This window comes from Streptomyces sp. STR69 (assembly GCF_024519455.1).
GTDB lineage: Bacteria > Actinomycetota > Actinomycetes > Streptomycetales > Streptomycetaceae > Streptomyces.
In genome coordinates, this window is the sequence record NZ_JALJRY010000010.1 from 118,540 (window position 1) to 141,533 (window position 22,994).

The window sequence follows — 22,994 nt, forward strand, 5'->3', positions numbered from 1 at the left end:
TGGCTGTAAGGGAGTTGGGGGTGGGGACTCAGCTGTCGTACGTACCGTCCCACGGCGGCCCGAAAGCGTGCCGGTCCGGGTACAGCTCGGCCCAGCTGCCGTCCTCGTCCTCCTCGACCAGCAGGCCGAACAGGACGCCGTCCACGGTGCGTTGGAAGGGCCGGACCGCGATGTCGGTGTAGCTGCGGCGGGGGAGGGCGCGGAGCAGTTTCGCCAGGTGGATGCGGGCCTGGGAGAGGACCGAACCGTCGCCGTGCGGCGCGCGCTGCTGCTCGGCCCAGGTGCCGGCGCACCAGATCTCCGAGTCGCGGTACCGGCCCGCGGCGTCGAAGGTGTGGAGCACCGTGTAGAGACGTTTCTGCTCTTCCCAGCCGTCGGTGGGACGGAAACCCTGGGGGAACGCGTAGGTGACCGACGCCAGGAACTGACCGTCCGCGTAGCGGCCGACGGCCCCGCTGCGCTGATTCGGGTCGTAGGCGATCGGGATGACCTCGGGGACTGCCATGGCGGCACCTTACGGGTTGGCGCGAACACGTCTACGTCGGGGTCCGTCACCGAGCCCGCATGACCTCGCTGAGTTGACCCGGGGTCAATGGTGGCACCGCGACGGGGCGCGCCGCACCAGCCCGCGGACCGTCAAGGCTGTACGGAGTCCTCCGTACGGTCCTCAAGGCGCGGGAAGAGGACCGCGCCCTTTGTCACCGGGGAGCCGGGCGGAAGCGCGCCCCAGGTGGAGGCGTCCCGGATCCGCTGGTCGGCCAGGCTCCCGAGGGTCGCTCCCGCGCCCAGGGAGTCCCACAGCCGTTCCGATGTCTCCGGCATGACCGGTTCGAGGAGGATCGCGATTGCGCGCAGTGAGTCCGCGGCCGTGTAGAGGATTGTCACCAGGCGGTCGCGGGCCTCGGGGGAGTCGGACTTGGCGACCTTCCAGGGTTCCTGGTCGGTCAGATAGCCGTTGACCTGGCGGACGAAGTCGAAGACGGCCAGGATGCCGCCCTGGAAGTCGAGTTGGTCGCCGATACGGCGGTCCGCCTCCGAAGTCGCCGTCAGGAGAGCCGACTTGAGTGAGCGTTCGGCCTCGGTCTCCTCCCCCGGCGCGGGCAGCGCGCCGTCGAAGTACCTGGCCGTCATCGCGGTCACCCGGGACGCCAAGTTGCCGTATCCGTTGGCGAGTTCGCTCGTGTAGCGGGCGGTGAAGTCCTCCCAGGAGAAGGAGCCGTCCTGGCCGAAGGCGATTGCGCGCAGGAAGTACCAGCGGTAGGCGTCCACGCCGAAGTGCGCGGTCAGGGACTGCGGGCTGATGCCGGTCAGGTTCGACTTGGACATCTTCTCGCCGCCGACCAGCAGCCAGCCGTTGGCGGCGATCCGGCCCGGCAGCGGCAGGCCGTTGGCCATGAGCATCGCCGGCCAGATCACGGCGTGGAAGCGGAGGATGTCCTTGCCGACCAGATGGACGTCGGCGGGGAAGGTGGCCCCGAACTTCGCCGGGTTCTCGTTGTAGCCCACGGCGGTCGCGTAGTTGAGGAGCGCGTCCACCCAGACGTAGATCACATGCGAGGGGTCCCAGGGGACCTTGACGCCCCAGTCGAAGGTCGAGCGGGAGATCGACAGGTCCTGGAGGCCCTGGCGGACGAAGTTCACGACCTCGTTGCGGGCGGAGGCGGGCTGGATGAAGTCCGGGTGGGCGTCGTAGTGGGCGAGGAGCCGGTCGCCGTACTCGCTCAGCTTGAAGAAGTAGTTCTCCTCCTTGAGGAGTTCCACCGGGCGGCGGTGGATGGCGCACAGCGGGGTCCCGCTGCCGTCCTCCGCCTCGATCAGCTCGCCCGGCAGCTTGTACTCCTCGCAGTACACGCAGTACGGGCCCTCGTAACCGCCCTTGTAGATCTCGCCCTTGTCGTGCAGGTCCTGCACGAACTCCTGGACGCGGTCCGTGTGCCGGCGTTCGGTGGTGCGGATGAAGTCGTCGTTCGAGATGGCGAGATGGTCCCAGAGCGGCTTCCAGGACTCCTCGACCAGACGGTCCGCCCACTCCTGCGGGGACACACCGTTCGCCTCCGCCGTGCGCAGGATCTTCTGGCCGTGCTCGTCCGTGCCGGTGAGGAACCAGACGTCCTCCCCGCGCCGGCGGTGCCAGCGGGCGAGGACGTCGGCGGCGACGGTGGTGTAGGCGTGGCCGAGATGCGGGGCGTCGTTGACGTAGTAGATGGGGGTGGTGACGTAGTACGTCATCGGGTCACCCCCGTCCAGTACGTCATCGGGTCATCCCTGGTCGCCGCCGAACCGCTCCTTGTACGTCTCCAGGTCCTCCTCCGTGAGCTTCGCGAAGAGCACCGGGGGGACGGTGAAGGGGGTGCCGGCGGGGACGGCGGACAGCGACCTCGCCTCTTCGGCGGAGACCCAGGTCGCGGTGTCCTCCTTGAGCTGGAACGCCTGGCGCATCGCCGCCGACGAGGACGGGATGAAGGGTTCCGAGACCACCGCGTAGAGGTGGATCAGGTTCATCGCCGTGCGCAGGGTGAGGGCCGCGGCCTCCGGGTCGGTCTTGATCTCCAGCCAGGGGGCCTTCTCCTCCAGGTAGGAGTTGCCCGCCGACCACAGGGCGCGCAGCGCCGCCGCGGCCTTGCGGAACTGGAGGGCCTCCATCTGGGTCTCGTACTCGGCGAGCAGGTCGGCGATCTGCTCGCCGAGCTTCGTCTCCGGTTCGCCCGCCGCCGCGCCCGCCGGGACCTCGTCGCCGAAGCGCTTCTTCGAGAAGGACAGGACGCGGTTGACGAAGTTGCCGAGGGTGTCCGCCAGGTCCTTGTTCACCGTGGCGGTGAAGTGCTCCCACGTGAAGGAGGAGTCGTCGGACTCGGGGGCGTTGGCGATCAGGAAGTAGCGCCAGTAGTCGGCCGGGAGGATGCTGAGGGCCTGGTCGGTGAAGACGCCCCGCTTCTGGGACGTGGAGAACTTGCCGCCGTAGTACGTCAGCCAGTTGAAGGCCTTGACGTAGTCGACCTTCTTCCACGGCTCGCGGATGCCGAGCTCGGTGGCCGGGAACATCACCGTGTGGAACGGGACGTTGTCCTTCGCCATGAACTCCGTGTAGCGGACCGGGTTTTCGCCCGCGTCCGACTCGTACCACCAGGACTTCCAGTCGCGGTTCTCCGGGTCGAGGTCCGACCACTCCTTCGTCGCGCCGATGTACTCGATCGGGGCGTCGAACCAGACGTAGAAGACCTTCCCCTCCGCCGCCAGCTCGGGCCAGGTGTCCGCCGGGACGGGGACGCCCCACTCCAGGTCGCGGGTGATCGCGCGGTCGTGCAGGCCCTCGGTGAGCCACTTGCGGGCGATGGAGGAGGCGAGCTGCGGCCACTCCTCCTCGTGGGCGGCCACCCATTCCTCGACCTCGTGCTGCAGCTTCGACTGGAGGAGGAAGAGGTGCTTGGTCTCCCTCACCTCCAGGTCGGTCGAGCCTGAGATCGCCGAGCGGGGGTTGATCAGGTCGGTGGGGTCGAGCACCCGGGTGCAGTTCTCGCACTGGTCGCCGCGGGCCTTGTCGTAGCCGCAGTGGGGGCAGGTGCCCTCGACATAGCGGTCCGGGAGGAAACGGCCGTCCGTGGGCGAGTACACCTGGCGGATCGCGCGCTCTTCGATGAAGCCGTTCTCGTTCAGGCGGCGGGCGAAGTGCTGGGTGATCTCGCGGTTCTGCGGGGAGGAGCTGCGGCCGAAGTAGTCGAAGGCCAGCGCGAAGCCGTCGTAGACCGCCTTCTGCGCGTCGTGCGCCTGCGCGCAGAACTCCGCTACGGGGATGCCCTGCTCCTTCGCGGCCAGCTCGGCCGGGGTGCCGTGTTCGTCCGTCGCGCAGATGTAGAGCACGTCGTGGCCGCGCTGGCGGAGGTAACGGGAGTAGACGTCCGCCGGGAGCATGGACCCCACCATGTTGCCCAGGTGCTTGATCCCGTTGATGTACGGAAGGGCGCTGGTGATGAGGTGTCGAGCCATCGGGGGGCTGCTCCCAGGTCGGTGTGTTGCTGTTGTTGCGAACCTTGAAATCGTAGCCGACATGGGTGTGCCGCCCGCCTCCCGTTTTACGGGGTGGAAGCGGGCGGCACGTGGTCCTGCGGTCCTGCGGGTACTGCTCCGTGGTTACGGGCGCCAGTCGATCAGTACGCCGTCGTAGAGCTCGGCGTCCGTGAGCTCCAGGGGGGTCGGGCCCGCGTGGAAGAAGGCCGTGTTGTCGGTCTTCAGCTTGCGGAGGTAGTCGAAGGCCTTGTTGTCGTGGTCGCCGAACGCGACGAACGAGAAGAAGACCGAGGCGTGGGACTTCGCGGCGTCCGTGAGGGACTGGGTGGCCGGGGTCTTCGCGTCCGGGGCGCCGTCCGTCTGGAAGACGACGAGGGCGGGGGCGCCGGGGGTGGCGTTCTTGTCGTAGTGCGCGAGTACGGCTTCTACGGCGGCGTGGTAGCTGGTACGGCCCATGCGGCCGAGGCCGGCGTGGGCCTCGTCGATGGCGTTCTCGGGGGAGGCGGAGGTGAGGTCGGTGGTGCCGTCGACCTCCGTGGAGAAGAAGACGACGTGGACGGTGGGGGTGGGGTCCGGGTCCAGGTGGGTCGCGAGGGCGAGGGTCTGGTCGGCGAGGGCCTGGGCGGAACCGTCCTTGTAGTACGGGCGCATGCTCGCGGAGCGGTCCAGGACGAGGTAGAGCTTCGCCCGGGTACCGGTGAGGGTCGCCTTGGCGAGGGCGACGGCGGCGGAGTCGCTGCCAACGCCCTCGGCCTCGGCTACGCCCTCGGCTTCAATAGTTTCCCCACCCGCACCACCCGTGACGGATTCGTCGTCGACTGCGGGTGGCCCCTGCGGGGCGGACTCGCCGTCGGCGGCTGCGGCAGCGGCTGCGATCGCGGGGACGGGTTCGGGGGTGGCCTCGGCGACGGGCTCAGGCTGGGGCTCCGCCTCCGGCGCAACCTCCTCGACGACCGGCTCGGCAGCGGGGGCGGCTTCCGGCTCCGCCTCCGCCTCAGTTTCCGCGACCGGCTCCGCCTCGGGGGCGACGACCTCCGCGACGGGCTCGGGCTCGGGGGTGGTGTCCACGACGGGCGCGGCTTCCGGCTCCGCCGTTACCTCAGCCGCAGGCTCGGCTTCTTCCGGCGCCGGCTCGACGACCGGCTCGGTCTCCGTTACCGCTTCCGGCTCGGTGCCCACGACGGGCTCGGTTTCCGGCTCCGGCACGGTTTCCGCGACGGGCTCCGCCTCGCGCTCCTGCGCGGCTTCCGCGACCGGCTCCGCCTCGGAGGTCTCCTGGGCCGTAGCCTCGGTCCCCTCTGCCTCGGGCTCGGCAACCGGCTCCGCCTCGGAGGTCTCCTCGGCCGTAGGCTCGGCTTCCTCTGTCTTCGGCTCGACGACCGGCTCGGGCGAGGCTTCCGCTGAGGTCTCCTCGACCGGCTCCGCCTCGGGCTCCGGCGTCACCTCAGCCGTAGGCTCGGCCGCTTCAGCCACCGGCTCTGCGACCGGCTCCGCCTCGACGGCAGGCGCGGTCTCCGCGAGCGGCTCGACAACAGCGCCGGTCTCGGCCCCGGTCTCGACCCCGGCCTCCGCCGAGTTCGTCGCCGTACCCTCCGTCCCTTCCGTCCCTTCCGTCGACGTCGTCGGCTTCGGGACCGTCACGTTGTCGAAGGCCAGGGCCACGAGTTCGTGTTCGTCGTCCTCCAGGGTGGAGGACGGGCGGGGTTCGGGGACCTGGGCGACTGGCGTGGGGGCCGGGGTGGTGAGGTCGGGTTCTGTGGACGGGGACGGGACCTTGGTGTCCGGTTCCCGGGGGGTCTGCTGTTCCTGCGAAGGAGTGCGTTCCGCGCTCTCTGCTTCCGCGGCACGCTCCTTGCGTGACCTGCCGAACGCATTCCGCAGGAGAGTGAGAATGCCCATGTGCGCAACCCTTCGCGTGAGTTGAAGCCGTCAATCCCTGGCCAGGACGGACACGTAAGGTTAGCGGCCTCGGACGGCGATCTTAGGCAGGGGCGACGCGCGTGGGACGCCTTCTGTCAACACCCCCTGTTTCAGCCACCACTTCGCTCACCCGTTCACCTGCCCGTTCGTCGACCGGCGGGCAGTGTCAGTGGCTCCCCCTACCGTTCCTTCCATGACACACGTGACGCACCGCACGTACAGAACGCACTGGATACACGGCCCGCTCGCCATCCACGAGGAGGTCAATGTCGTCTTCTTCCGGGGGATGTCGTTGGACGCGCTCACGCGAGGGCTTCTCTCCGTGCGGCGCATCCCGCTCGCGTACGCCAAGGGCGGTGAGGACGAAGGCGAAGGCGAATGGGGGCTGGTCATGCACGACATGTTCGGCTGGGACGACGGCGACTACGACGGTACCGACTACCAGCAGTTGTGCCGTGACGGCGGTGAACTCGCCGTCTTCACCACGGAACCCTGCATAGCCAAGGCGCACGGCCCCCACTTCGAGTACTTCCGCGACGGACGCATCGTCTGCGGGATCAACTTCGAGACCCCGTCCTACGGCGTCGGGAGCCACCCCGATCTGCTGGCACCCGCCCTCACCGCGGCGCGGCTGATCGGACCGCACGCGGAAATCGACCTGCACGACGACGAGGAACGGATGGTCCGGGCGATCTCGGCCTTCTTCTCCCTGCCGGATCCCGACTTCTCCCTGACCTGATCAACCCCGAACTCGGCGGAGCGCTCAGTGCGGTGAAGCGATAGCCCGTGCCGCAGCGACCTCCTGCCGCAGCGGCTCCAGCACACTGCCCGCGGGCCCCGTCAGATCCGTACGGACCTCCACCAGCACCTCCGACTCGCGTACGCCCTCCGACAACTCCCGGAGCTGGAGCGCCACTTGGTCGACCTCGGCGGAGGACGGCGGCGGTGCCCCGTGTTTCACCCGCACCCGTGCCGCCGTCGTCGCGTCGACGATCCGCTCCACGGCGACGACCAGGGGGAGCCAGCCGGCGGCGAGGCGGCCGGTGGGCGGGGGTTCGGTGAGGGCGCGTTGGAACTCCGTGCGGATGACGGACAGGTCGCGGTAGAGACGGCGCCGCATCCGGGCCCGGGCGGCCGGATCGACCTCCACGCCGGCAGAGCCAGGAGTTCCGAACGCCGACTCCACATAGCGTGCCGTGTCCGCCACCGCCTCCGCCAACCGGTCCCCCACCCGCGTGTGCCAGCTCTCCGGCCAGAGCAGATAGCCCGCGACCAGCGCGATCCCGCAGCCGATCAGCGAGTCGACCAGGCGGGGCAGGAGCAGTGCCGTGCCCTGGTGGTTCAGGATGTCCGAGAGGAGCAGGATCACCGGGGTGATCGCCATCGTCTGGTAGCCGTAGCCCCGGGGGGTGAGGGCCGGGATCAGCGGGGCCAGGAGGAGCAGGACCAGTACGTCCCACCAGCCCCTCGGGACCACCGACAGCACCGCCGCCGCGATCACCAGTCCCGCCACCGTGCCGAGCGCGCGCAGCAGGGCCCGGGAGAAGACCGAGCCGAAGTCGGGCTTCAGCACGAAGGTGATCGTCAGGGCGATCCAGTAGGAGCGCGGTACCGGGACGGTGGACACCAGGACCTGCGCGAGGCCGATGCAGAGGGCCAGGCGCAGGCCGTAGCGCCAGGAGCCGGAGGAGAGCAGCACGTTGCGCGCCGCGCGTGCCGCCCGGATGCGGAGGGCCGCCGGACGGCCCAGTCGGTCGTCGATCCCCCGAGGGTCCACGTCGGGCGCGGTCACGACCTCGGCCGCGTGGCGCAGGGCGTGGTCGACCGCACGGGTCGTCTCGCTGGTGGGGGCGGGGAGGTCGAGCCCGATCGGACCGGTGTAGCCCGTCTCGACGGCCTGCGCGAGATGGCGGACCGTGTCGCGGATCTGCGGAGGAAGGGAGCGGCCCGACTGATGTACCGCCGGGGCCGCCTCGACGACCGGCGTGATCGCGTTCAACTGGGCCAGCAGGCGGGTGAGTTCGGGGTTGCGGCCGTGGTGGCGGGCGCGCCGGGCGAGGACGAGGTCGTAGGACTGGTTCAGGGACTGGGTGACGGCCCGGCGGGCGGCGTCGTAGCCCGCCGCGGGGTCGTCGCCGCAGGTGGTGAGGAGGTCGGCGACGGTGCGGTAGGTGTTCGCGACCGCCGTCCGTTCCGGGACGCCGGAGCGCAGGGGCCAGGCGAGGAGCGCGAGGAGCAGGACCAGGAGGCCGCCGCCGGACATCAGGACGGGGGCCAGCCACCACGCGCCGGGGAGCGGGAGGCCCGCGCCGATCACCGAGTTGAGGAGCAGGAGCAGCCCCGATACGGAGGCCACCGCGCCGATCGTCGAGATCATCCCGGAGACGAGCGCGATGGCGGTCAGCGCGGTGACCGCGTACCAGCCGTGGCCGTAGACCGCCGCGCCGAGCGTGACGCCGACGGCGCCGAAGAGCTGGGGGATCGCGATGTTGAGGATGCGCATGCGGTAGGCGTCGGCGGTGTCGCCGATCACGCCGGAGAGGGCGCCCATGGAGGCGAGGGCGCCGTAGGCGGTGTGTCCGGTGGCGAGGCCGAGGGCGAGGGGGAGGGCCATCGCGACGGCGGCGCGGGCGATTGCCGGGCGGTTGAGGGGGGCCTGCTGGGGTTGGAGGTTCCTCACCAGCCAGTCGGGGGGTGTGAGGCCGATGGGGAACTCGCGGGACATGCGCCCATTATGGGCAGCCCTCCGCGCTATTCGTGCTGGTGGAGTGCGATGTCGACGAGCAGCGCGCGGTGGTCGGTGTCGGCGAGGTCGAGGAAGCGGGCGCTGTTCGCGGAGAAGTCCGGGGAGAGGAGGACGTGGTCGATCTGGGTGCCGAAGGTGGGCAGCAGACGTTCCGGCCAGCTCGGGGTGCGGGGGTGTCCGGCGAGGCGGGCCGCGTCGCGCAGGCCGGTGTCGAGGATGCGGCGGAACGCGGCATGGTCCTGGGAGGAGTTGAAGTCTCCGGCGAGGACGGTCGGGGTGGTGGGGTCGGCGGCGGCGAAGGCGCGGAGCCTGCCCAGCTCGCGGCGCCACAGGCCGACCTGGTCGGGCAACGGGGGCATGGGGTGGGCGAGTTGGAGGCGAACGGAATGGCCGTCCACGTCGGCCACCGCGCCGGGCATGCCCATCGTGCCGGTGACGCCCTTCGTGCCCTTGAGGGGGAAGCGGCTGAGGATCACCGAGCCGTGTGAGCCGGCCGCCACCACGGCCTGCCGGTAGGGGAGTTGGGTGCCGAAGTCCCGCCGCAGGGTGGCCTGGCAGGTGTACTCGCACTCCTCCACGAACACCACGTCCGGCCGCTCCCGCCGGATCACCGGGACCAGGGAGCCGGTCCCCTGCCCGAACTCGACGTTGGAGGTCAGCACCCGGAACTCGGCAATCGCGGGGCCGCCCGGCTCACCGCTCTTCCCGTACGGCTCGATGAACCATGCCAGCAGTCCGAGCAGCGCCACTCCCCACACCAGCCCGAGCCGCCAGCGGGCGAGCAGGGCGAGGAGGAGTCCGAGGCCGGTCGGTGCCAGCAACCAGGGGAAGAAGGCGAGGAGTTGGGGGACGGGGGTCACGGCGTCGGTGTCGGCCGTACGGCAGCCGACGGCCACGCTCACGGCGGTGAACAGCAGGCCCGCGCACCAGACCGTGAAGTGGCGGCCCCGGTGGCGTTCCGGTACGAAGTCGGCGGCGGTCCACTCGGAGGTCACGGTGCCCACGTGATGACCTTCCGCCGGTGGACGCAGATGCCGGATGCCCGAATCATCCCACGCGTGCCGGGAACTCCCCCGGGAATCAGGAATCCCGGGGAACGCCTCCAGGAATCACGCGTGGGCAGCCATCGGTCATGCCTGGGCCCGCGTCGCCTGCTGTGCCCGGTCCGCCGCGGTGGCCGCGGGCGCTCGCCGGCGTCGTACGAACTCCCGTGCCGGGCGGGCGTATCGGGTGAGCCAGGCCGTCGCGGCGACCGTGAGGCCGAGGCCGAGCAGCAGCCAGGCGACCGTGCGCAGGGTCGAGGTGAGGGCGTCGTAGATCGCGCCGCCCGCGGCCTGGGAGACCTCGGCGGGGAGGTCGGAGACCGTGAGTTGGCGGCCGATGGCGAGGGCGAGGCCGAGCAGTGCGCCGCCGAGGGCCGTGCCGAGCGCGGTCGCGGTGATCGCGCGGCGGCGGCGCACGGCGACGGCGATGCCGGTGACCGCGAAGACGGCGGCGGTGACGGGGAGCCAGAAGCCGGCGACCTCGAGCACGTGGAACTCCTCCCGGAGCGGGCCCAGTTCACCGGCCGGGAGGACCGCGACCTCGGTGTGCTGGACGGGGATGCGGTCCGCCAACGGCACGTGCTCGTGGGCGAGTCGATGCTTGACGTGGGCGGCGACCGGGGCGAGGTCGACGGTGACGGCGCCGCTGCCCTCCTCGTCGCGCAGGGCGTGCAGCACGGCGTCGTGGGTGGCCCGGTTGCTCTCGTCCCAGGCCAGCCGGAAGGCCTCGGTCTTGGTGAAGGAGCGCACCGCGTCGTGCACGAAGGGGGCCATCGTGCCGCGCATGCCGCCCACCGTGCCGCGCATCCCGTCCACATGGATGCCGCGCATGATGCCCGCGCCGACCGTGTCCGCGACGACGTCCCGTACGGCCGGGTCGGCGGCCAGCGGTGCCATCGCCGTGACGTAGCGGCCGGAGTCGGTCAGCCCGTACGCCGCCCAGGCCGCCAGCGCGCCGAAGGGCGTCAGGAAGCAGGAGAGGGCGACGAGTACGGCCGACAGGGCGCTCCGGAGTCGTGGGGGCACCTCCCCAGGACACGGGCGGGGCGTGCGGGGCGCGAGCCGGGTGCGCGTATTTGCCTGCATTCGGGTGCGATGTCAAGCCGAACGGGTGCCCTGGCCTCGGAACCCTTGGCGGAACTGGCTGTTCCGCTCTCGGGTGGAGGGTTGACCCGAACGGGTGTTTCCTGGAACCGGGGAGAAGGAGGCCGAACATGCGCACCACTCCGGCCCTGCGGACTCTGGCCGCGGCCCTGCTCACCGGTGGCACACTCGCCGTCGCGGCGGCGGGCACCACGGCGGCGGCAGCACCGACCACGTACGCCGAAGGACATGGCGGTGGTGGCGGTGGCGGCAGTCCGATCTGGGGCACGATCGTCTCCCGCACGGATCTGAACGTGCGGCAGTCACCCACCACGCATTCCCCCGTCGTCGACTCGCTCTCACCGGGCAGCCAGGACCGCGTCCAGTGCGTGGTCAGGGGACAGAGCGTCAACGGGAACTCCGACTGGTACTGGCTTGCCGGCGCACAGGGCTGGGCCAGCGCCTCGTTCGTCGACACCGGCGGCCAGTGGGTGCCGTCCTGCTCGGACCCGTGTCCGGGCTGGAAGGACGGCAGCGACTCCAACGGCAACAACTCGAACTGGAACAACGACCCCAACTGGAGCGACAACTCCAACTCGTGGAGCACCTCGGCATCCGGGTCGTGGAGCGTCTCGGGCTCGTGGAGCTGGAGCGCCTCCGGGTCCTCGACCGGCGGCGGCATCTGGAACTGGGCGCCGTAACAGTCGTAGGAGTCGTAGAAGTCGTAGGCAGCGGACAAGTCGTGGGCCCCGGCACCGAGTTGGTGCCGGGGCCCACGACCGTGTGCGATGCGTCCGGTCAGCGGATGCGGTTGCCCTCTCCGTCCTCGCGCGTGTAGTAGCGGTAGAAGAACACCAGGAACACGCCCGCGGTGGTGGCGAGCCCGATGGCCGCGGACCGCAGCACGCTCTCGCCGGTCTGGCTGTAGAGGAAGCCGAGCGCGGCGCCCGCGAAGCCGGACTTCACCAGCGAGTGCAGTTCGCGCTTGAGCAGCGGGGCGAACCGGGCCACCGCCAGGCACAGCACGATGAACGCCAGCGCCGTCACGAAGCCGAACAGGATGTTCCAGCCGGTGATGGGACCGCCGCTGCGACGGTTGGCCGCCGCCCAGTAGCCGTAGACGAGCCCCAGGACGACCGGGATCGCGATCTTCGCCACGCGGTGGACGCGGGCGTCGAAGATGTCGGGCAGCCCGCTCGGGGCGGTGAATCCGCCGGAGCCGGGCGTGGGTGCCGCATGAGCCATGAGAGCACTCCTCTCTCTCGCCCCCGTCTACCAATGCACACCCCGGGGGAGGCGGTGGCAAGTCGGGGTGCGGCCTCGGTTGCCCCATGTTTCGCTGGGGCGCATGAAGCTCGTACTCTTCGGCGCCACCGGCATGGTCGGCAGCCGGATCGCCACCGAGGCCTCGGCGCGTGGACACCAGGTGCTGGCGGTCAGCCGCTCCGGCCAGTCACCGGTTCCCGGGGTCACCGCGACGGCGGCCGACGCGGCGGACGCGGCGAAGGTCGCGGACCTCGCGCGCGGCGCCGACGCCGTCGCCTCCGCATGCGTACCGCCGAGGGACGGGAGCGACCCGCGCGGGCCCTTCCTCGCCCTCAACGAGGGACTCGTCGCGGGCGTCCGCGCGGCCGGTGTCGGGCGGCTCCTGGTGGTCGGCGGCGCCGGCGGCCTGGAGGTCGCCCCCGGCCAGGCCCTCAGCGACCAGCCCGGCTTCCCCGAGGCCTACCTCCCCGAAGCCCGCGCCCACCGCGACGCGCTCGCCTACTACCGCACCCTCGACGACCCCGACTGGACCTACGTCTCCCCCGCCGCCGAGATCGCCCCCGGCAAGCGCACCGGCCGCTTCCGTGTCGGCGGCGACGAGTTCATGACCGACGACCAGGGCCGCAGCTTCGTCAGCGCCGAGGACTACGCGGTCGCCTTCGTCGACGAACTCGAACAGCACGCCCACCCGCGCACCCGGATGTCGGTCGCGTACTGATGCGTGCACCGCTGGGCGTGCTGCCGCCGGTCGCGCACCGACGGCCGTGAGCGGCCGCGGACTCATACCGGTGCGCCACGGCGACACCGATGCCCTACGGCGGCAACAGCTGCTGCGGGTGCGCGGGCGGAGCGTCGCCTGGGCGCCGCCGCTGCTGGTGCTCGTCACCATCCTGCTGGTCGACTGGTACACCAGCGGCGAGTTCCGGACCGTCTCCTGGATCGTGCTCGTACCCGGTATCGCCGCCGCGATCTGCGGGGTGTGGGGCACGTCCGTGTTCGCGGTGCTGGGCCTGGCCACCTACGTCCTCGCCGACCACGCCTGGCCGCGCCAGTACCAGACCGGCCTGCCCGACTTCATCCTCGTCGGCGTCGGCGGGGCCCTCGCCGTGCTGGCCTGCGTGGTCCGGGTCCGCGGCGAACGCCGCATGCTGCACATGCGGGACGTCGCCGAGACCACCCGCCGCACCCTGCTGCGCCCGCTGCCGCCCGGCTTCGGCGGCCTCGACCACGCGGCCGTCTACCTCGCCGCGGACGCCGTCGCCCGGGTCGGCGGCGACTTCTACGACATCCAGCCCGGCCTGCACGGCACCCGCGCCCTCGTCGGCGACGTCCAGGGCAAGGGCCTCGGCGCGGTGGAGGCGGCGGCAGCGCTGCTCGGCACGTTCCGCGAGGCCGGCTACCACGAGACGGACCTCGCGACGGTCGCCGCCCGGCTGGAGATCCGGATGCTGCGCCACGGCCGGCATCTCGCCGCCCTCGGCCGCGAGGACGTCGACCGTTTCGCCACGGCCGTCCTGCTCAGCTTCCCCGCCGGCGACCCGGGCACGGTCGAGGTCGTCAACTTCGGGCACGAACCCCCGCTGGTGGTCGGCCCGTTCGGTGTACGGTCGCTGCCGCCCGGGCACGGACTACCGCTGGGGCTGGGCGAGTTGGCCGGCCTGGAGGGACCGCCGCCGACCCTCCGCATCACCCTCGCCCCCGGCGAGACCCTCCTCATCGTCACCGACGGAGTCACCGAGGCACGCGACGGCGCCGGTGTCTTCTACCCCCTCAAGGACCAGGTCACCGAAGGCGTCCACCTCGACCCGCACATCGCCGACCCGCCCCGCCTGGTCGCCTACGTCCGCGACGGCACCCTGCGCCACTGCCGCGGCCGTCTCGCCGACGACACCACGATCTTCGCGGTACGGCGGTCCTGAGATCGCGGGTTCCGACATCACCCTTTGCAGCAGCAGAGGTTGGGCAGAGGTTACGGTGCTGCGGTACGCAAGTGATCGCCGGCTCTGCCGGGTTCATCGGGTTCATCAGGTTCTAGTCGGGGGAGGGCACATGCCTGGAACGGTGTTGCTGCTCGCGGCCTCGCCGGTCGGCAAGGGGCGGCTGGTGGACGCGGCGTCCGTGCTCCCGGTCCTCGCGGCCGTCGCCCCGGCCGTCCTGTCCGGCACGGAGACGGCCAACGTTGTCGAACTCGCCGACCCGTTGGAGCCGCAGGCGGTACTCACCCGGCTCCGGGCCGCCGCGACCGCCCCCGGACCGCTGACGGTGTTCATCACCGGGCAGCTCCAACTCGACCGCAAACAGCGCCTTCCGCATCTGGCGCTGGCGCGAACGACCCCGGCGACGGTCCGCTACACCGCGTTCCCCTGGGCCTGGATCCGCGAGGAGCTGCGCCTGCGCGCACCGGGCACGACGACCCTGCTGCTCGACCTCCACTCCGACGCCGAGACCTGGCAGTGGCTGCGGGCCCATCCGCTCGACTCGGGCCGCACACACGCCGTTTACGGTCGCATCGCACCGCCTCCTCCTCGGCGGGGGGTGGCTGTGCCGACGTACATGAAGGCGGTGGCGACGGTGTTGCGGAGCGGGCACCGGCCGCCGGTGGAGCAGTTGCATCAGCTGGCGGTGGGGAGGCTTGGGGCCGAAGGGTATGCGGACGTGCTGCTGGCCTCGCCGGGGGTTGTCGGTGCGGGCGTCCCCGGGGGCCCCGCCCCCAGACCCCCGTCGGCCCTGAAGGGGCCTCGCCCTCAGACTCCCCCGGAGGGGGGACCCCCGGACGGGCCGGAAAATGAACGGGGTTGGGAAGGCGCCGCCCCGAGCCGGGACACCGACCCGCACGCCGCCATCACGGATGCCGTCCAGGCCGGTCGTCACCCTGCCGCCGACGCGCTCGCCGCCGAGCACGAGCAGGCCGCCGTACGGGCGCACGGTCGGGGGTCGGAGCAGGCGCTGCACTGGACCGAAGTCCGGGCCGATCTCGCGATGTTGGCCGGGGACCCGGTGGGCAGTTGCCGGGCCTGGCTCGCGGTGGCGACCGCGCGGCTGGCGGCGGGACAGTCACCCGGTGTGCCCGCCGTCGAGGCGGCGGTCGACCGCGCCCATCACCAGTGGGGCCAGATCCACGACCCCGCAACCGCCCGCGAACTCGGCCTCGCGCTCGCCGAGTTGAGGGGACGTGTCCCAGGCCGCCGGGCGGGCGCCCTGGACCATGTGCGGAAACAGTTGCTCCAACTCCAGCCATAGGGCCGGTCAGTCGACGGTCAGGATCTCCAACGCGCCCGAGACCAGGGTCCGTACGCCCGGCACGACCGTCACCAGGTCGGGCGCGAAGTTCGGGCTGTGGTTGCTGGGGACGGCGTGGAACTTCTCCATCAGGTCGGTGCCGGGGGCCGCGTCCCAGGTGGCCGCCGGGGTACTCGTCACGAACCAGTAGGAGTACGGCACCCCGTCCGGGACGAGGTTGGGGAAGTCCTCGCTGCCCGTCGCCGGGCCGGGGTCGAAGACCGTGCCCGCGCCGAGGACCTCGGTGTGGACGGCGGCGATCCGGCGGTCGGTGTCCGCGTCGTTGACCACCGTGGGGATGCTGGTGCCGATGGTCACCTCGGGCTCGCGCGGGCAGCCGGCCGCGAGTGCCTCGCCGGACGCGATGCGGCGGATCGCGGCGATCATCCGGTCCCGTACGTCGGCGGACTGGGTGCGCAGGTTGAGGGAGATCCGGGCGGTGGTCGGGATGATGTTGTGCCGGGTGCCGGCCTCGATGCGGCCCACGGTCAGGACGGCGGAGTCGCGGGCGGCGATCTCGCGGGACACGACCGTCTGCAGGCGGGTGACCAGGTACGCGGCCGTGACGACCGGGTCGACCGTCGCCTCGGGGCGGGAGCCGTGGCCGCCGACTCCGTGGATCTCGATGTCGATGTCCGTGGAGGCCGACATGATCAGGCCGGGCGAGTGCGGGTAGAACCCGGCGGGGCCCGGTGCCGCGTGCTGGCCCAGCACCGCGTCCGGACGCGGGACGCGCTCGTACAGGCCGTCGGCGACCATCGCCGCCGCGCCCCCGCCCGTCTCCTCGGCGGGCTGCCCCACCAGGACCAGCGTCCCCGACCAGGTGTCCCGCCCGGCGGCCAGCGCCTGGGCGGCGCCGGTCAGCCAGGTCACATGCAGGTCGTGCCCGCACGCGTGCATCACACCGTCCACGGTGGAGGCGTACGGCAGCCCCGTCTCCTCCCGCACCGGCAGCGCGTCCATGTCGGCGCGCAGCAGCACGGTCGGGCCCTCGCCGTTGCGCAGCACCGCGGCGACGCCGGTGCCGCCGATGCCCTCGGCGGTGTCGTAGCCCGCCCTGGTGAGGCGTTCGGTGAGCTTGGCGGCCGTGCGGTGCTCGTGGCCGGACAGCTCGGGGTGGCGGTGCAGGTCCCGGTAGAAGTCCTCCAGGTCGGGGACCGGGAGGTCGGCGGTGAGGTCCAGTGCGGTGCGCGCGGCGGCAGACGTCATGGCGTCAGCGTAGGGCGGTCGCGAGGGTGATCACGTGGCACGTCCCCCAGGCGATGACGTAAGTGATCGCCTGGGGGCGGCCGTGGTGCGGGACGCGGTCAGAACGCCGGGACCGCCGACGGACGGGCCTTGTTGATGTTGCTCACCAAGTTGTTGGTCAGCGGGAAGTTGGCCTTGCCCCAGGTCGAGTTCCACAGGGCGTCGCGGGGCGCCTTGGCCATGTTCTCCATGGTGACCAGAGCCGGTGTGTCCCAGGTGCCGTTGCCCCAGGCCACCGGCGTCTCGCCCCACTTGGCGAAGCGGAAGGCGTGGGTGCTCGCGCCGTCCTTGTGGTAGACGATCTCGACGTGGTTGCCGCTCATGGGCACCTCGTTGATCGGGTGGGTGCTGTAGCCGCCGTGCCGGGAGGCGGCCAGGTAGCTGGGCCGCTCGTCGCCCTGTTTCTGGAAGACGACGACGGACTCCCAGTCGTGACGGTGCCCGAAGGCGTCGGCGCCGTTGAGGGTCTGGTCCTTCTCGAAGTAGAGCCCGTAGACGTACGCGCACCAGCCGTTCTTGCACAGGGACTGCGCATACGTGTTGGCCTTGCCCAGGTGGTCGGTCCGGCAGCCGCCGGTGATCGACCCGCTGTTGTTGAGGCCGCCGTTGAGCCTGCCGCTCGCGTCGACGGCCGCCGCCGGGAAGCAGCCGTCGGAGTCGTAGTCGAAGAGCGGCATGTACTTGTTCTGGAAGGTGCTCGCGTTCCAGGGCAGGGGGGTCAGGATCGCCGCGTCGGCGCTGCCGGCCAGGCCGACGGCGAGTGCGGTGGCGGTGCCGACCACCAGGGCGGCCCTGGCGATCCGGGATCTCTTGGTGGTCTCGGTGCTCGTGCTTGTTGCAGTGAACATGTGCGGGGGGTCTTCCCTTGCTCCGTGGGGGCGGTGACCCGTGCGGGTCCGGTGCGACGAGAGGGGCCGGCCGGTCAGGCGTACGGGTCGAACGTGATGCCGCTCGGCAGGGCCTTGTCGAGGTGGTCGTCGAAGCGGGAGTCCTGGAGCGGGAAGTTGGCGTCGCCCCAGTCGGAGGCGTTCAGGATGCCGCGGAGGTTGGACGCCATGTTCTCCCAGGTGAGCAGGTTCTCCTGGTGCCAGGCGCCGTCGTCGTTCTCCGGGGTCTCGCCCCACTTGGCGAACCGGAAGTCGTGGGTGCTCAGGCCGTCCTTGTGGTAGACGACCTGGACGCGCTGGCTGCTCATCGGCACGTCGGCGACCGCCTCGGTCTCGAAGTCGCCGTGCTGGGAGGCGGACAGGTACGACGGGGTGGAGTCGCCCTCCTTGACCCAGACGACGATGCATTCCCAGTCGTGGCGGTGGCCGATGCCCGGGGAGGCCTCGTCCTTCTCGAAGTAGCTGGCGTAGATGGTTCCGCACCAGCCGTTGTTGCACTTGGTGCGCGAGTAGGTGTTGGCGTGGTCGAGATGACCGGTGCGGCAGCTACCGGTGACGGAACCGGTCGGCTTCAGACCGCCGTTGAGGTTGCCGTCGGGGTCGATGGCGGCGGCGGGGTAGCAGGAGTCCGTGTCGTAGTCGTACAGCGGCTCGAAGTTCTTCTCGTACGTGGTCGCGTTCTCCGGCAGGTTCTGCAGCACACCGGCGGAGGCGGTGAACGGCAGTGCGACGGTGAGGGCGACGGCGCTGCCCACGACTGCGGCGGCTCTGCCGAGGCGGTGGGTCCTGGTTCGGGACATCGGGGGCTCCAGTCGACGGTCCATGTCCACGCTCGCCCCGGACATGACAGCCGGGGTGGGCGAACAGAGATTGGCAGACGGAGAGAGTCCGATGGAAGGGCTTTCTATCAAACGGAGGGAAGCATTTCGCCGAACTGGCGAACACGTCCCCACAGCGAGGGGCCGACCGGACGCCCCTCACCCGTACGGCTCAGCCCACGCGGCCACGCTTCCGCCGCACTGCTCCACTGGTTGGTGACAGGGGGCCGGTAGTACCCACCGAAGGAAGTGCCGCTCATGGCAGTCCCCGAATCCAACCTCGCGATCAACTTCACCCAGGGGCTGAACGACGCCTGGTCGAAGGTCGCGCAGTTCGTGCCGAAGCTCGTCGGTTTCCTGGTCATCCTGGCCATCGGCTGGTTCGTGTCGAAGATGATCGCCCGCGTCCTGGACCGGGTACTGCGCAGGGTCGGCTCGGAGCGGTTGTCCGAACGGGCCGGTACGGAACGGTACTTGCGGGACTCCAAGTACGACATGACCGGCATCGTCTGCAAGATCGTGTACTACGCGCTGATGCTGATCACCCTCCAGCTCGCGCTGGGCGTCTTCGGCTCCAACCCGGTCAGCACGATGATCAACGGCATCGTCGCCTGGCTGCCGCGCGGCATCGTCGCGGTGGTCCTGATCGTCGTGGCGATGGCCATCGCCAACGCGGTCCGCGGGATCGTGGGCAGCGCGCTGTCGTCGATGTCGTACGGCAGGATGCTCGCGACGATCGTCTGGGCCTGCATCATGGCGCTCGGTGTGATCGCCGCGCTCGGCCAGGCGGGCATCGCCACCTCGGTCACCCAGCCGGTCCTCTACGCGGCCCTCGGGACCGTCGCCGGCATCATGATCGTCGGTGTCGGCGGCGGCATGATCGCCCCGATGCGGCAGCGCTGGGAGCGGATGCTGACGACGGCGGAGCGCGAGACGACCAACGCGAAGGGGAGCCTCACGGCGTACCAGGCGGGCCGCGCGGACGCGATGGGCAACCAGCCGGTGCGGGAGCGGACGGAGATGCCGGGGGCGTCGGACATGTGACGGTACGGCTACGCTCGGTCGTACTGCCTGAAAGGGGACAGCGGTATGACCGAGCCGCAACTGCCGGACGGTGTCGGTGTCTTCGAGGCCACCGTCACCGGAGACGAAGGCCTCGGCAAGCTCCGTATCCCCGACCTCGTCGTCACCACGGCCGAGGCCACCGTGCCCCTGCCGGCCGTCGAGATCGTCTCCCCGTCGAACCCCGGCACCGACTACGAGGACAAGAGCCGCGACTACCCGGCCATGGGCATCCCCCACTACCTGATCGTCGACCCGCGTGACGGCACGTGGACGTACCAGTGGCAGGTCGGCGAGCGGCGCGGTTTCCCGGAGTACGAGAACCGTTTGCGCCGGCCGTACGGGAACACCGTCACCGTCGCGGGCGGGTGGAAGGTCAAGACCGGAGGCCCGCCGCTCTACTCGCGCAAGGACATGATGCTGCCGCCGGAGTGAGCGGCATGAGCGGCGTGGTGCCCGGTCGACGACCGGTCCGCCGCCTTGGCCGGGCTTGCCGCTGCCGCGCCGATCAGGGCGGCTACGGCGATGACGGCGGCGCAGAATCCTCTGACGTAACGCGCGGACATACCAACCTCGCAACGACAGTGACGGCGACGGCAACAGCGAAGAGTTAAGCACGCTTAATGCGTGCCTAACTTAAGGGGTTGGAGTGCGCAACGGGAAGGGCTTCAAGGGGAGTTGAGCCAACGGAAACCTGTTTTCAGTCACCCCGGCGCTGTTCCGGAAGCAGCCCGTGCCGGTGTACCAGCCAGCTGATGGCCGTCAGCCTGCACACCGCGTAGTCGTGCCCGACCGGCTCCCGCCAGTCCAGCTCCGCGAGCGCGTCCAGAAAACCGAGCGCGTAGTCGGTGAGGTCGGCGCGGTCCGGGGGCGGGGGCGTCAGATCCGGGCCGCCTGCCGAAAGGCGTTCCCGCAGCTCGGCGACGTGCTGGTCCACCGCGGCCGTGAAGGCGGGCTCGAAGGCGAACTCCGCGAAGCGGGGCCCGTAAGCGCTGCTGATCTTGGCCAAAGGGGACATTTCTCCACGGTACGGCAGGCGGGGCAGGGGGAGTTACGTGATTCCCGTCACCGGGTTGCGACGCAGTGGTTACGCTCGGCGACAGGCCGTAACTACTCGGAGGTGGCTGCCACATGGTCCACGTTCGTCAACTCGACCCGAGCGCGTCCCCGTTGGACTACTTCGGCTACGAGGCGCGGCGCCTGCGCGAGGCGGCCGGCATGACGCTGGAGCAGCTCGGCAAGGTGATCTACTGCACGGGCTCGCTGATCGGCCAGGTCGAGACGGCGTCGAAGGTCCCGAGCCGGACCTTCGCCGAGGCGCTCGACGCGGCCTTCATGACGGACGGGTTCTTCAGCCGCCTGCTCAAGCTGGTACTGCGGAGCCAGTTGCCGAAGTGGTTCCAGCCGTACGCCGAGATGGAGGCGAAGGCGGCCTTCATCTCCACGTACCAGTGCCAGTTGGTGCACGGCCTGCTCCAGACGCCGGAGTACGCGGCGGCGCTGCTGACCGTCGACGAGCCGGACAGGGTCGAGGAGCTGGTCGCGGCACGGATGGAACGGCAGCGCATCCTGGAGAAGAAGCAGCCGCCCGCGGTGTGGGTCATCTTCGACGAGTCCGTGCTGCTCCGGATGGTCGGTGACCACGAGGTCATGCACAGGCAGCTCGCTCGTCTGGTGAGCTACCGGGACAACCCCTGGGTGAACATTCAGGTGCTGCCGTTCTCCGTGGGCGCGCACACCGGAATGATGGGTTCCTTCACGCTCCTGCGCTTCGACGACGACCCGGACATCTACTACTCCGAGGGCTACGACCAGGGACACATGACCGCCAGCCCGGACATCATCAGGGAGCGTTCCGTCAAATACGCTCGCCTGCAGGCGGGGGCTCTCCCGGTGAAGGACTCCGCCGACCTGATCGCGCGCGTGATGGAGACGTTATGGAGACCGGGCGACGGACGATATGGCGCAAGTCCAGTTACAGCGGCACCAATGGCGGTGAGTGCGTGGAAGTCGCTGACCGCACCCCTCACATCGCGGTCCGTGACTCGAAGCACCCTGGCGGAGCCGTCCTGACCGTCTCCCGTCGCCGCTTCGAGGACTTCATCAACTCACTCTCCATGTAACTGAGTTACTCGCCAGTCTGTAACTCGGCTTACTGGCATGATTAATGCATGGTGAGACGGGACGACCCGGAAGTCATCGGGCGCAGGGTCCAGCAGTTGCGGCACGAACGTGGGCTCACCCAGCGGCAGTTGGCCGAGCCCGCCTACACACCCGCGTACATCTCCACCCTTGAGGCCGGCCGGGTCCGCCCCTCCGACGACGCGCTGCGCCACCTCGCGGACCGACTCGGCGTCGCCTACGACGAGCTGGCCACCGGCCGCCCCGCCCACCTCGCCACCGAGCTGCGCCTACGGCTGACCGGTGCCCAACGCACCCTGGCGACCGGGGAGTCGGAGGAGGCGGCAGAGCAGTACGCCGAACTGCTCGCGGAGGCGGAGTCGCACGGGCTGGTCGACGAGGAAGCCATCGCCCTGCTCGGACTCGGGGAGTGCGGCCTCGACACCGGCGATCTCACCGCCGCCCGCCTGCACTTCGAGCGCGCCGAGCAGCGCCTCGCCGACGAACCCCTCCCCGCCCGCGTCCCCGCCATCCGCGGCCGAGCCGTGGCGCACTACCTCACCGGCGAACTCCGCTACGCCGTATACCTGTTGGAGTCCACGCTCGACGAGCTGAACCGCGGCGGCCTGCACGACCCCGACGCCCTCCTGCTCCTCTACGCGAGCGCGATCGGGCCGTACATGGACATGGGCGCCCACGCGAGGGCGGCCCAGGCGGCGGAGCTGGCGCTCGCGCTCGCCCCGCAGGTCGCGGATCCGGCGCTGCTGGCGCGCATGCACCGTTCGGTGGCGCGCACGCTGATAGCGGAGGGCCGGGTGGCCGAGGCGGACGCGTCACTCGCGAAGGCCGCCGAGCTGTACCGCCAGCTCCAGTTCCGTACCGAACTCGCCAACTGCCACTGGATGCGCGGTTACGTCTACGCCCAGGACGGCGAACTGGAGCGTGCCGAGGTCGAGTTGAGGCAGGCGCTGGCCATGCTGACGGCGAAGCGGGCGGCGCTGTACAGCAGCCAGGTCGCCGTGGAGCTGGCCGACGTCCTGCACAAGCGGGGCAAGTCCGACGAGGCGGCCACCCTCCTCCACGACGTCCTCAGCGACCTCAGCTCCGAACGCGGCGCCCTGCACTCCGCCGCCGCCCACCGCCTCCTCGGCATCATCGCCGAGGACGCCCGCGACACGGACGCGGCCGAGGAACACTACGTCCGCGCCCTCAGCCTCCTGGAGCGGGCGGGCGCGGCCGGTGACCTCGCCGACCTGTGCCGGATGCTCGGCGACCTGCTCCGTCGTACCGGCCGGGTGGAAGCGGCACTCGACGCCTACCGCACGGGCCTCGGCCACCGTACGGCCCCCGGAACCACGACCCTCGGCCCGGCCCCCGCACAGCCTCCTCTTTGACAAATCGGGGATACCGCACAGCGCCGACGGTTACCGTGCCACGTACGAGTACGAGGCGTAATCGTGCGAAACGGGATGAGACAGGCGCGTGCAGAACGAACGGACCGTGGTCGACGGCCTGC

At 70.7% G+C, this 22,994-nt stretch carries 21 protein-coding genes and 1 pseudogene; 10 read left to right on the forward strand and 12 right to left on the reverse strand.

What is annotated here, in order from left to right; genetic code table 11:
- Positions 1-28 precede the first annotated feature (28 nt).
- From OC490_RS20180 to OC490_RS20195, 4 genes are all read right to left on the reverse strand, one after another.
- Positions 29-505 (reverse strand): hypothetical protein, encoded by a 477-nt coding sequence (locus OC490_RS20180; protein WP_262059355.1) that lies wholly within the window; start codon positions 503-505, stop codon positions 29-31.
- 131 nt (positions 506-636) lie between these two features.
- Positions 637-2,229 (reverse strand): methionine--tRNA ligase, encoded by a 1,593-nt coding sequence (metG, locus tag OC490_RS20185; RefSeq protein WP_262059356.1) that lies wholly within the window; start codon positions 2,227-2,229, stop codon positions 637-639.
- A gap of 30 nt (positions 2,230-2,259) precedes the next feature.
- Positions 2,260-3,984, reverse strand: a complete 1,725-nt coding sequence (metG, locus tag OC490_RS20190) for a methionine--tRNA ligase (protein ID WP_262059357.1) — start codon at positions 3,982-3,984, stop codon at positions 2,260-2,262.
- A 144-nt stretch (positions 3,985-4,128) separates the two neighbouring features.
- A complete protein-coding gene (locus tag OC490_RS20195) occupies positions 4,129-5,904 on the reverse strand; it encodes a VWA domain-containing protein (RefSeq protein WP_262059358.1) in 1,776 nt (591 codons plus the stop codon).
- 214 nt (positions 5,905-6,118) lie between these two features.
- Between OC490_RS20195 and OC490_RS20200 the strand changes: the two genes are divergently transcribed.
- Positions 6,119-6,664, forward strand: coding sequence for a hypothetical protein (locus OC490_RS20200; protein WP_262059359.1), 546 nt, complete (start codon positions 6,119-6,121; stop codon positions 6,662-6,664).
- Positions 6,665-6,688: 24 nt separating this feature from the next.
- Here OC490_RS20200 and OC490_RS20205 read toward each other — a convergent pair whose 3' ends face one another.
- From OC490_RS20205 to OC490_RS20215, 3 genes are all read right to left on the reverse strand, one after another.
- Positions 6,689-8,650: an FUSC family protein gene (locus OC490_RS20205; RefSeq protein WP_262059360.1), complete on the reverse strand. Its 1,962-nt coding sequence runs from the start codon at positions 8,648-8,650 to the stop codon at positions 6,689-6,691.
- A 26-nt stretch (positions 8,651-8,676) separates the two neighbouring features.
- Positions 8,677-9,675, reverse strand: coding sequence for an endonuclease/exonuclease/phosphatase family protein (locus tag OC490_RS20210; protein WP_262059361.1), 999 nt, complete (start codon positions 9,673-9,675; stop codon positions 8,677-8,679).
- 126 nt (positions 9,676-9,801) lie between these two features.
- Positions 9,802-10,740 carry a hypothetical protein gene (locus tag OC490_RS20215; protein WP_262059362.1) on the reverse strand — a complete coding sequence of 313 codons (939 nt, stop codon included), beginning with the start codon at positions 10,738-10,740 and terminating at the stop codon, positions 9,802-9,804.
- Positions 10,741-10,928: 188 nt separating this feature from the next.
- On the opposite strand from OC490_RS20215, the gene OC490_RS20220 reads away from it, so the two are divergent.
- On the forward strand, positions 10,929-11,498 hold the full coding sequence (locus OC490_RS20220; RefSeq protein WP_262059363.1) for an SH3 domain-containing protein: 570 nt from the start codon (positions 10,929-10,931) through the stop codon (positions 11,496-11,498).
- Between the two features lie 97 nt (positions 11,499-11,595).
- Here the strand turns inward: OC490_RS20220 and OC490_RS20225 are convergent, their stop codons facing one another.
- Entirely contained in the window at positions 11,596-12,042 is a 447-nt protein-coding gene (locus OC490_RS20225) for a hypothetical protein (protein ID WP_262059364.1), read from the reverse strand.
- Positions 12,043-12,145: 103 nt separating this feature from the next.
- Here OC490_RS20225 and OC490_RS20230 point away from each other — a divergent pair, with 103 nt between their 5' ends.
- From OC490_RS20230 to OC490_RS20240, 3 genes are all read left to right on the forward strand, one after another.
- A complete protein-coding gene (locus OC490_RS20230; RefSeq protein ID WP_262059365.1) occupies positions 12,146-12,781 on the forward strand; it encodes an NAD(P)-dependent oxidoreductase in 636 nt (211 codons plus the stop codon).
- 46 nt (positions 12,782-12,827) lie between these two features.
- Positions 12,828-13,982: a PP2C family protein-serine/threonine phosphatase gene (locus OC490_RS20235; protein WP_262059366.1), complete on the forward strand. Its 1,155-nt coding sequence runs from the start codon at positions 12,828-12,830 to the stop codon at positions 13,980-13,982.
- 130 nt (positions 13,983-14,112) lie between these two features.
- The gene (locus tag OC490_RS20240; RefSeq protein ID WP_262059367.1) at positions 14,113-15,303 is read left to right on the forward strand and encodes a hypothetical protein; all 1,191 of its coding nucleotides are present in this window, start codon (positions 14,113-14,115) and stop codon (positions 15,301-15,303) included.
- Positions 15,304-15,309: 6 nt separating this feature from the next.
- Here OC490_RS20240 and OC490_RS20245 read toward each other — a convergent pair whose 3' ends face one another.
- The 3 genes from OC490_RS20245 to OC490_RS20255 all read right to left on the reverse strand — a co-directional run bounded on the left by OC490_RS20245 (position 15,310) and on the right by OC490_RS20255 (position 18,277).
- On the reverse strand, positions 15,310-16,551 hold the full coding sequence (locus OC490_RS20245; RefSeq protein WP_262059368.1) for an amidohydrolase: 1,242 nt from the start codon (positions 16,549-16,551) through the stop codon (positions 15,310-15,312).
- A gap of 98 nt (positions 16,552-16,649) precedes the next feature.
- A complete protein-coding gene (locus tag OC490_RS20250; RefSeq protein ID WP_262059369.1) occupies positions 16,650-17,438 on the reverse strand; it encodes an NPP1 family protein in 789 nt (262 codons plus the stop codon).
- 74 nt (positions 17,439-17,512) lie between these two features.
- Positions 17,513-18,277, reverse strand: a complete 765-nt coding sequence (locus OC490_RS20255) for an NPP1 family protein (protein WP_262059370.1) — start codon at positions 18,275-18,277, stop codon at positions 17,513-17,515.
- 276 nt (positions 18,278-18,553) lie between these two features.
- Between OC490_RS20255 and OC490_RS20260 the strand changes: the two genes are divergently transcribed.
- Together OC490_RS20260 and OC490_RS20265 are read left to right on the forward strand one after the other, a co-directional pair.
- Complete coding sequence (locus tag OC490_RS20260) at positions 18,554-19,339, forward strand: mechanosensitive ion channel family protein (protein WP_262059371.1); 786 nt, start codon at positions 18,554-18,556, stop codon at positions 19,337-19,339.
- A gap of 45 nt (positions 19,340-19,384) precedes the next feature.
- Positions 19,385-19,792, forward strand: a complete 408-nt coding sequence (locus OC490_RS20265) for a Uma2 family endonuclease (RefSeq protein WP_262059372.1) — start codon at positions 19,385-19,387, stop codon at positions 19,790-19,792.
- Between the two features lie 265 nt (positions 19,793-20,057).
- Here OC490_RS20265 and OC490_RS20270 read toward each other — a convergent pair whose 3' ends face one another.
- On the reverse strand, positions 20,058-20,375 hold the full coding sequence (locus tag OC490_RS20270; protein ID WP_262059373.1) for a DUF6401 family natural product biosynthesis protein: 318 nt from the start codon (positions 20,373-20,375) through the stop codon (positions 20,058-20,060).
- A gap of 200 nt (positions 20,376-20,575) precedes the next feature.
- Between OC490_RS20270 and OC490_RS20275 the strand changes: the two are divergent.
- From OC490_RS20275 to OC490_RS20285, 3 genes and pseudogenes are all read left to right on the forward strand, one after another.
- A pseudogene (locus OC490_RS20275) lies at positions 20,576-21,220 on the forward strand (DUF5753 domain-containing protein); the annotation flags it as partial.
- A 74-nt stretch (positions 21,221-21,294) separates the two neighbouring features.
- Positions 21,295-21,480, forward strand: a complete 186-nt coding sequence (locus OC490_RS20280) for a DUF397 domain-containing protein (protein WP_262059374.1) — start codon at positions 21,295-21,297, stop codon at positions 21,478-21,480.
- Between the two features lie 48 nt (positions 21,481-21,528).
- Positions 21,529-22,872, forward strand: coding sequence for a helix-turn-helix domain-containing protein (locus OC490_RS20285; protein ID WP_262059375.1), 1,344 nt, complete (start codon positions 21,529-21,531; stop codon positions 22,870-22,872).
- Positions 22,873-22,994: the final 122 nt, after the last annotated feature.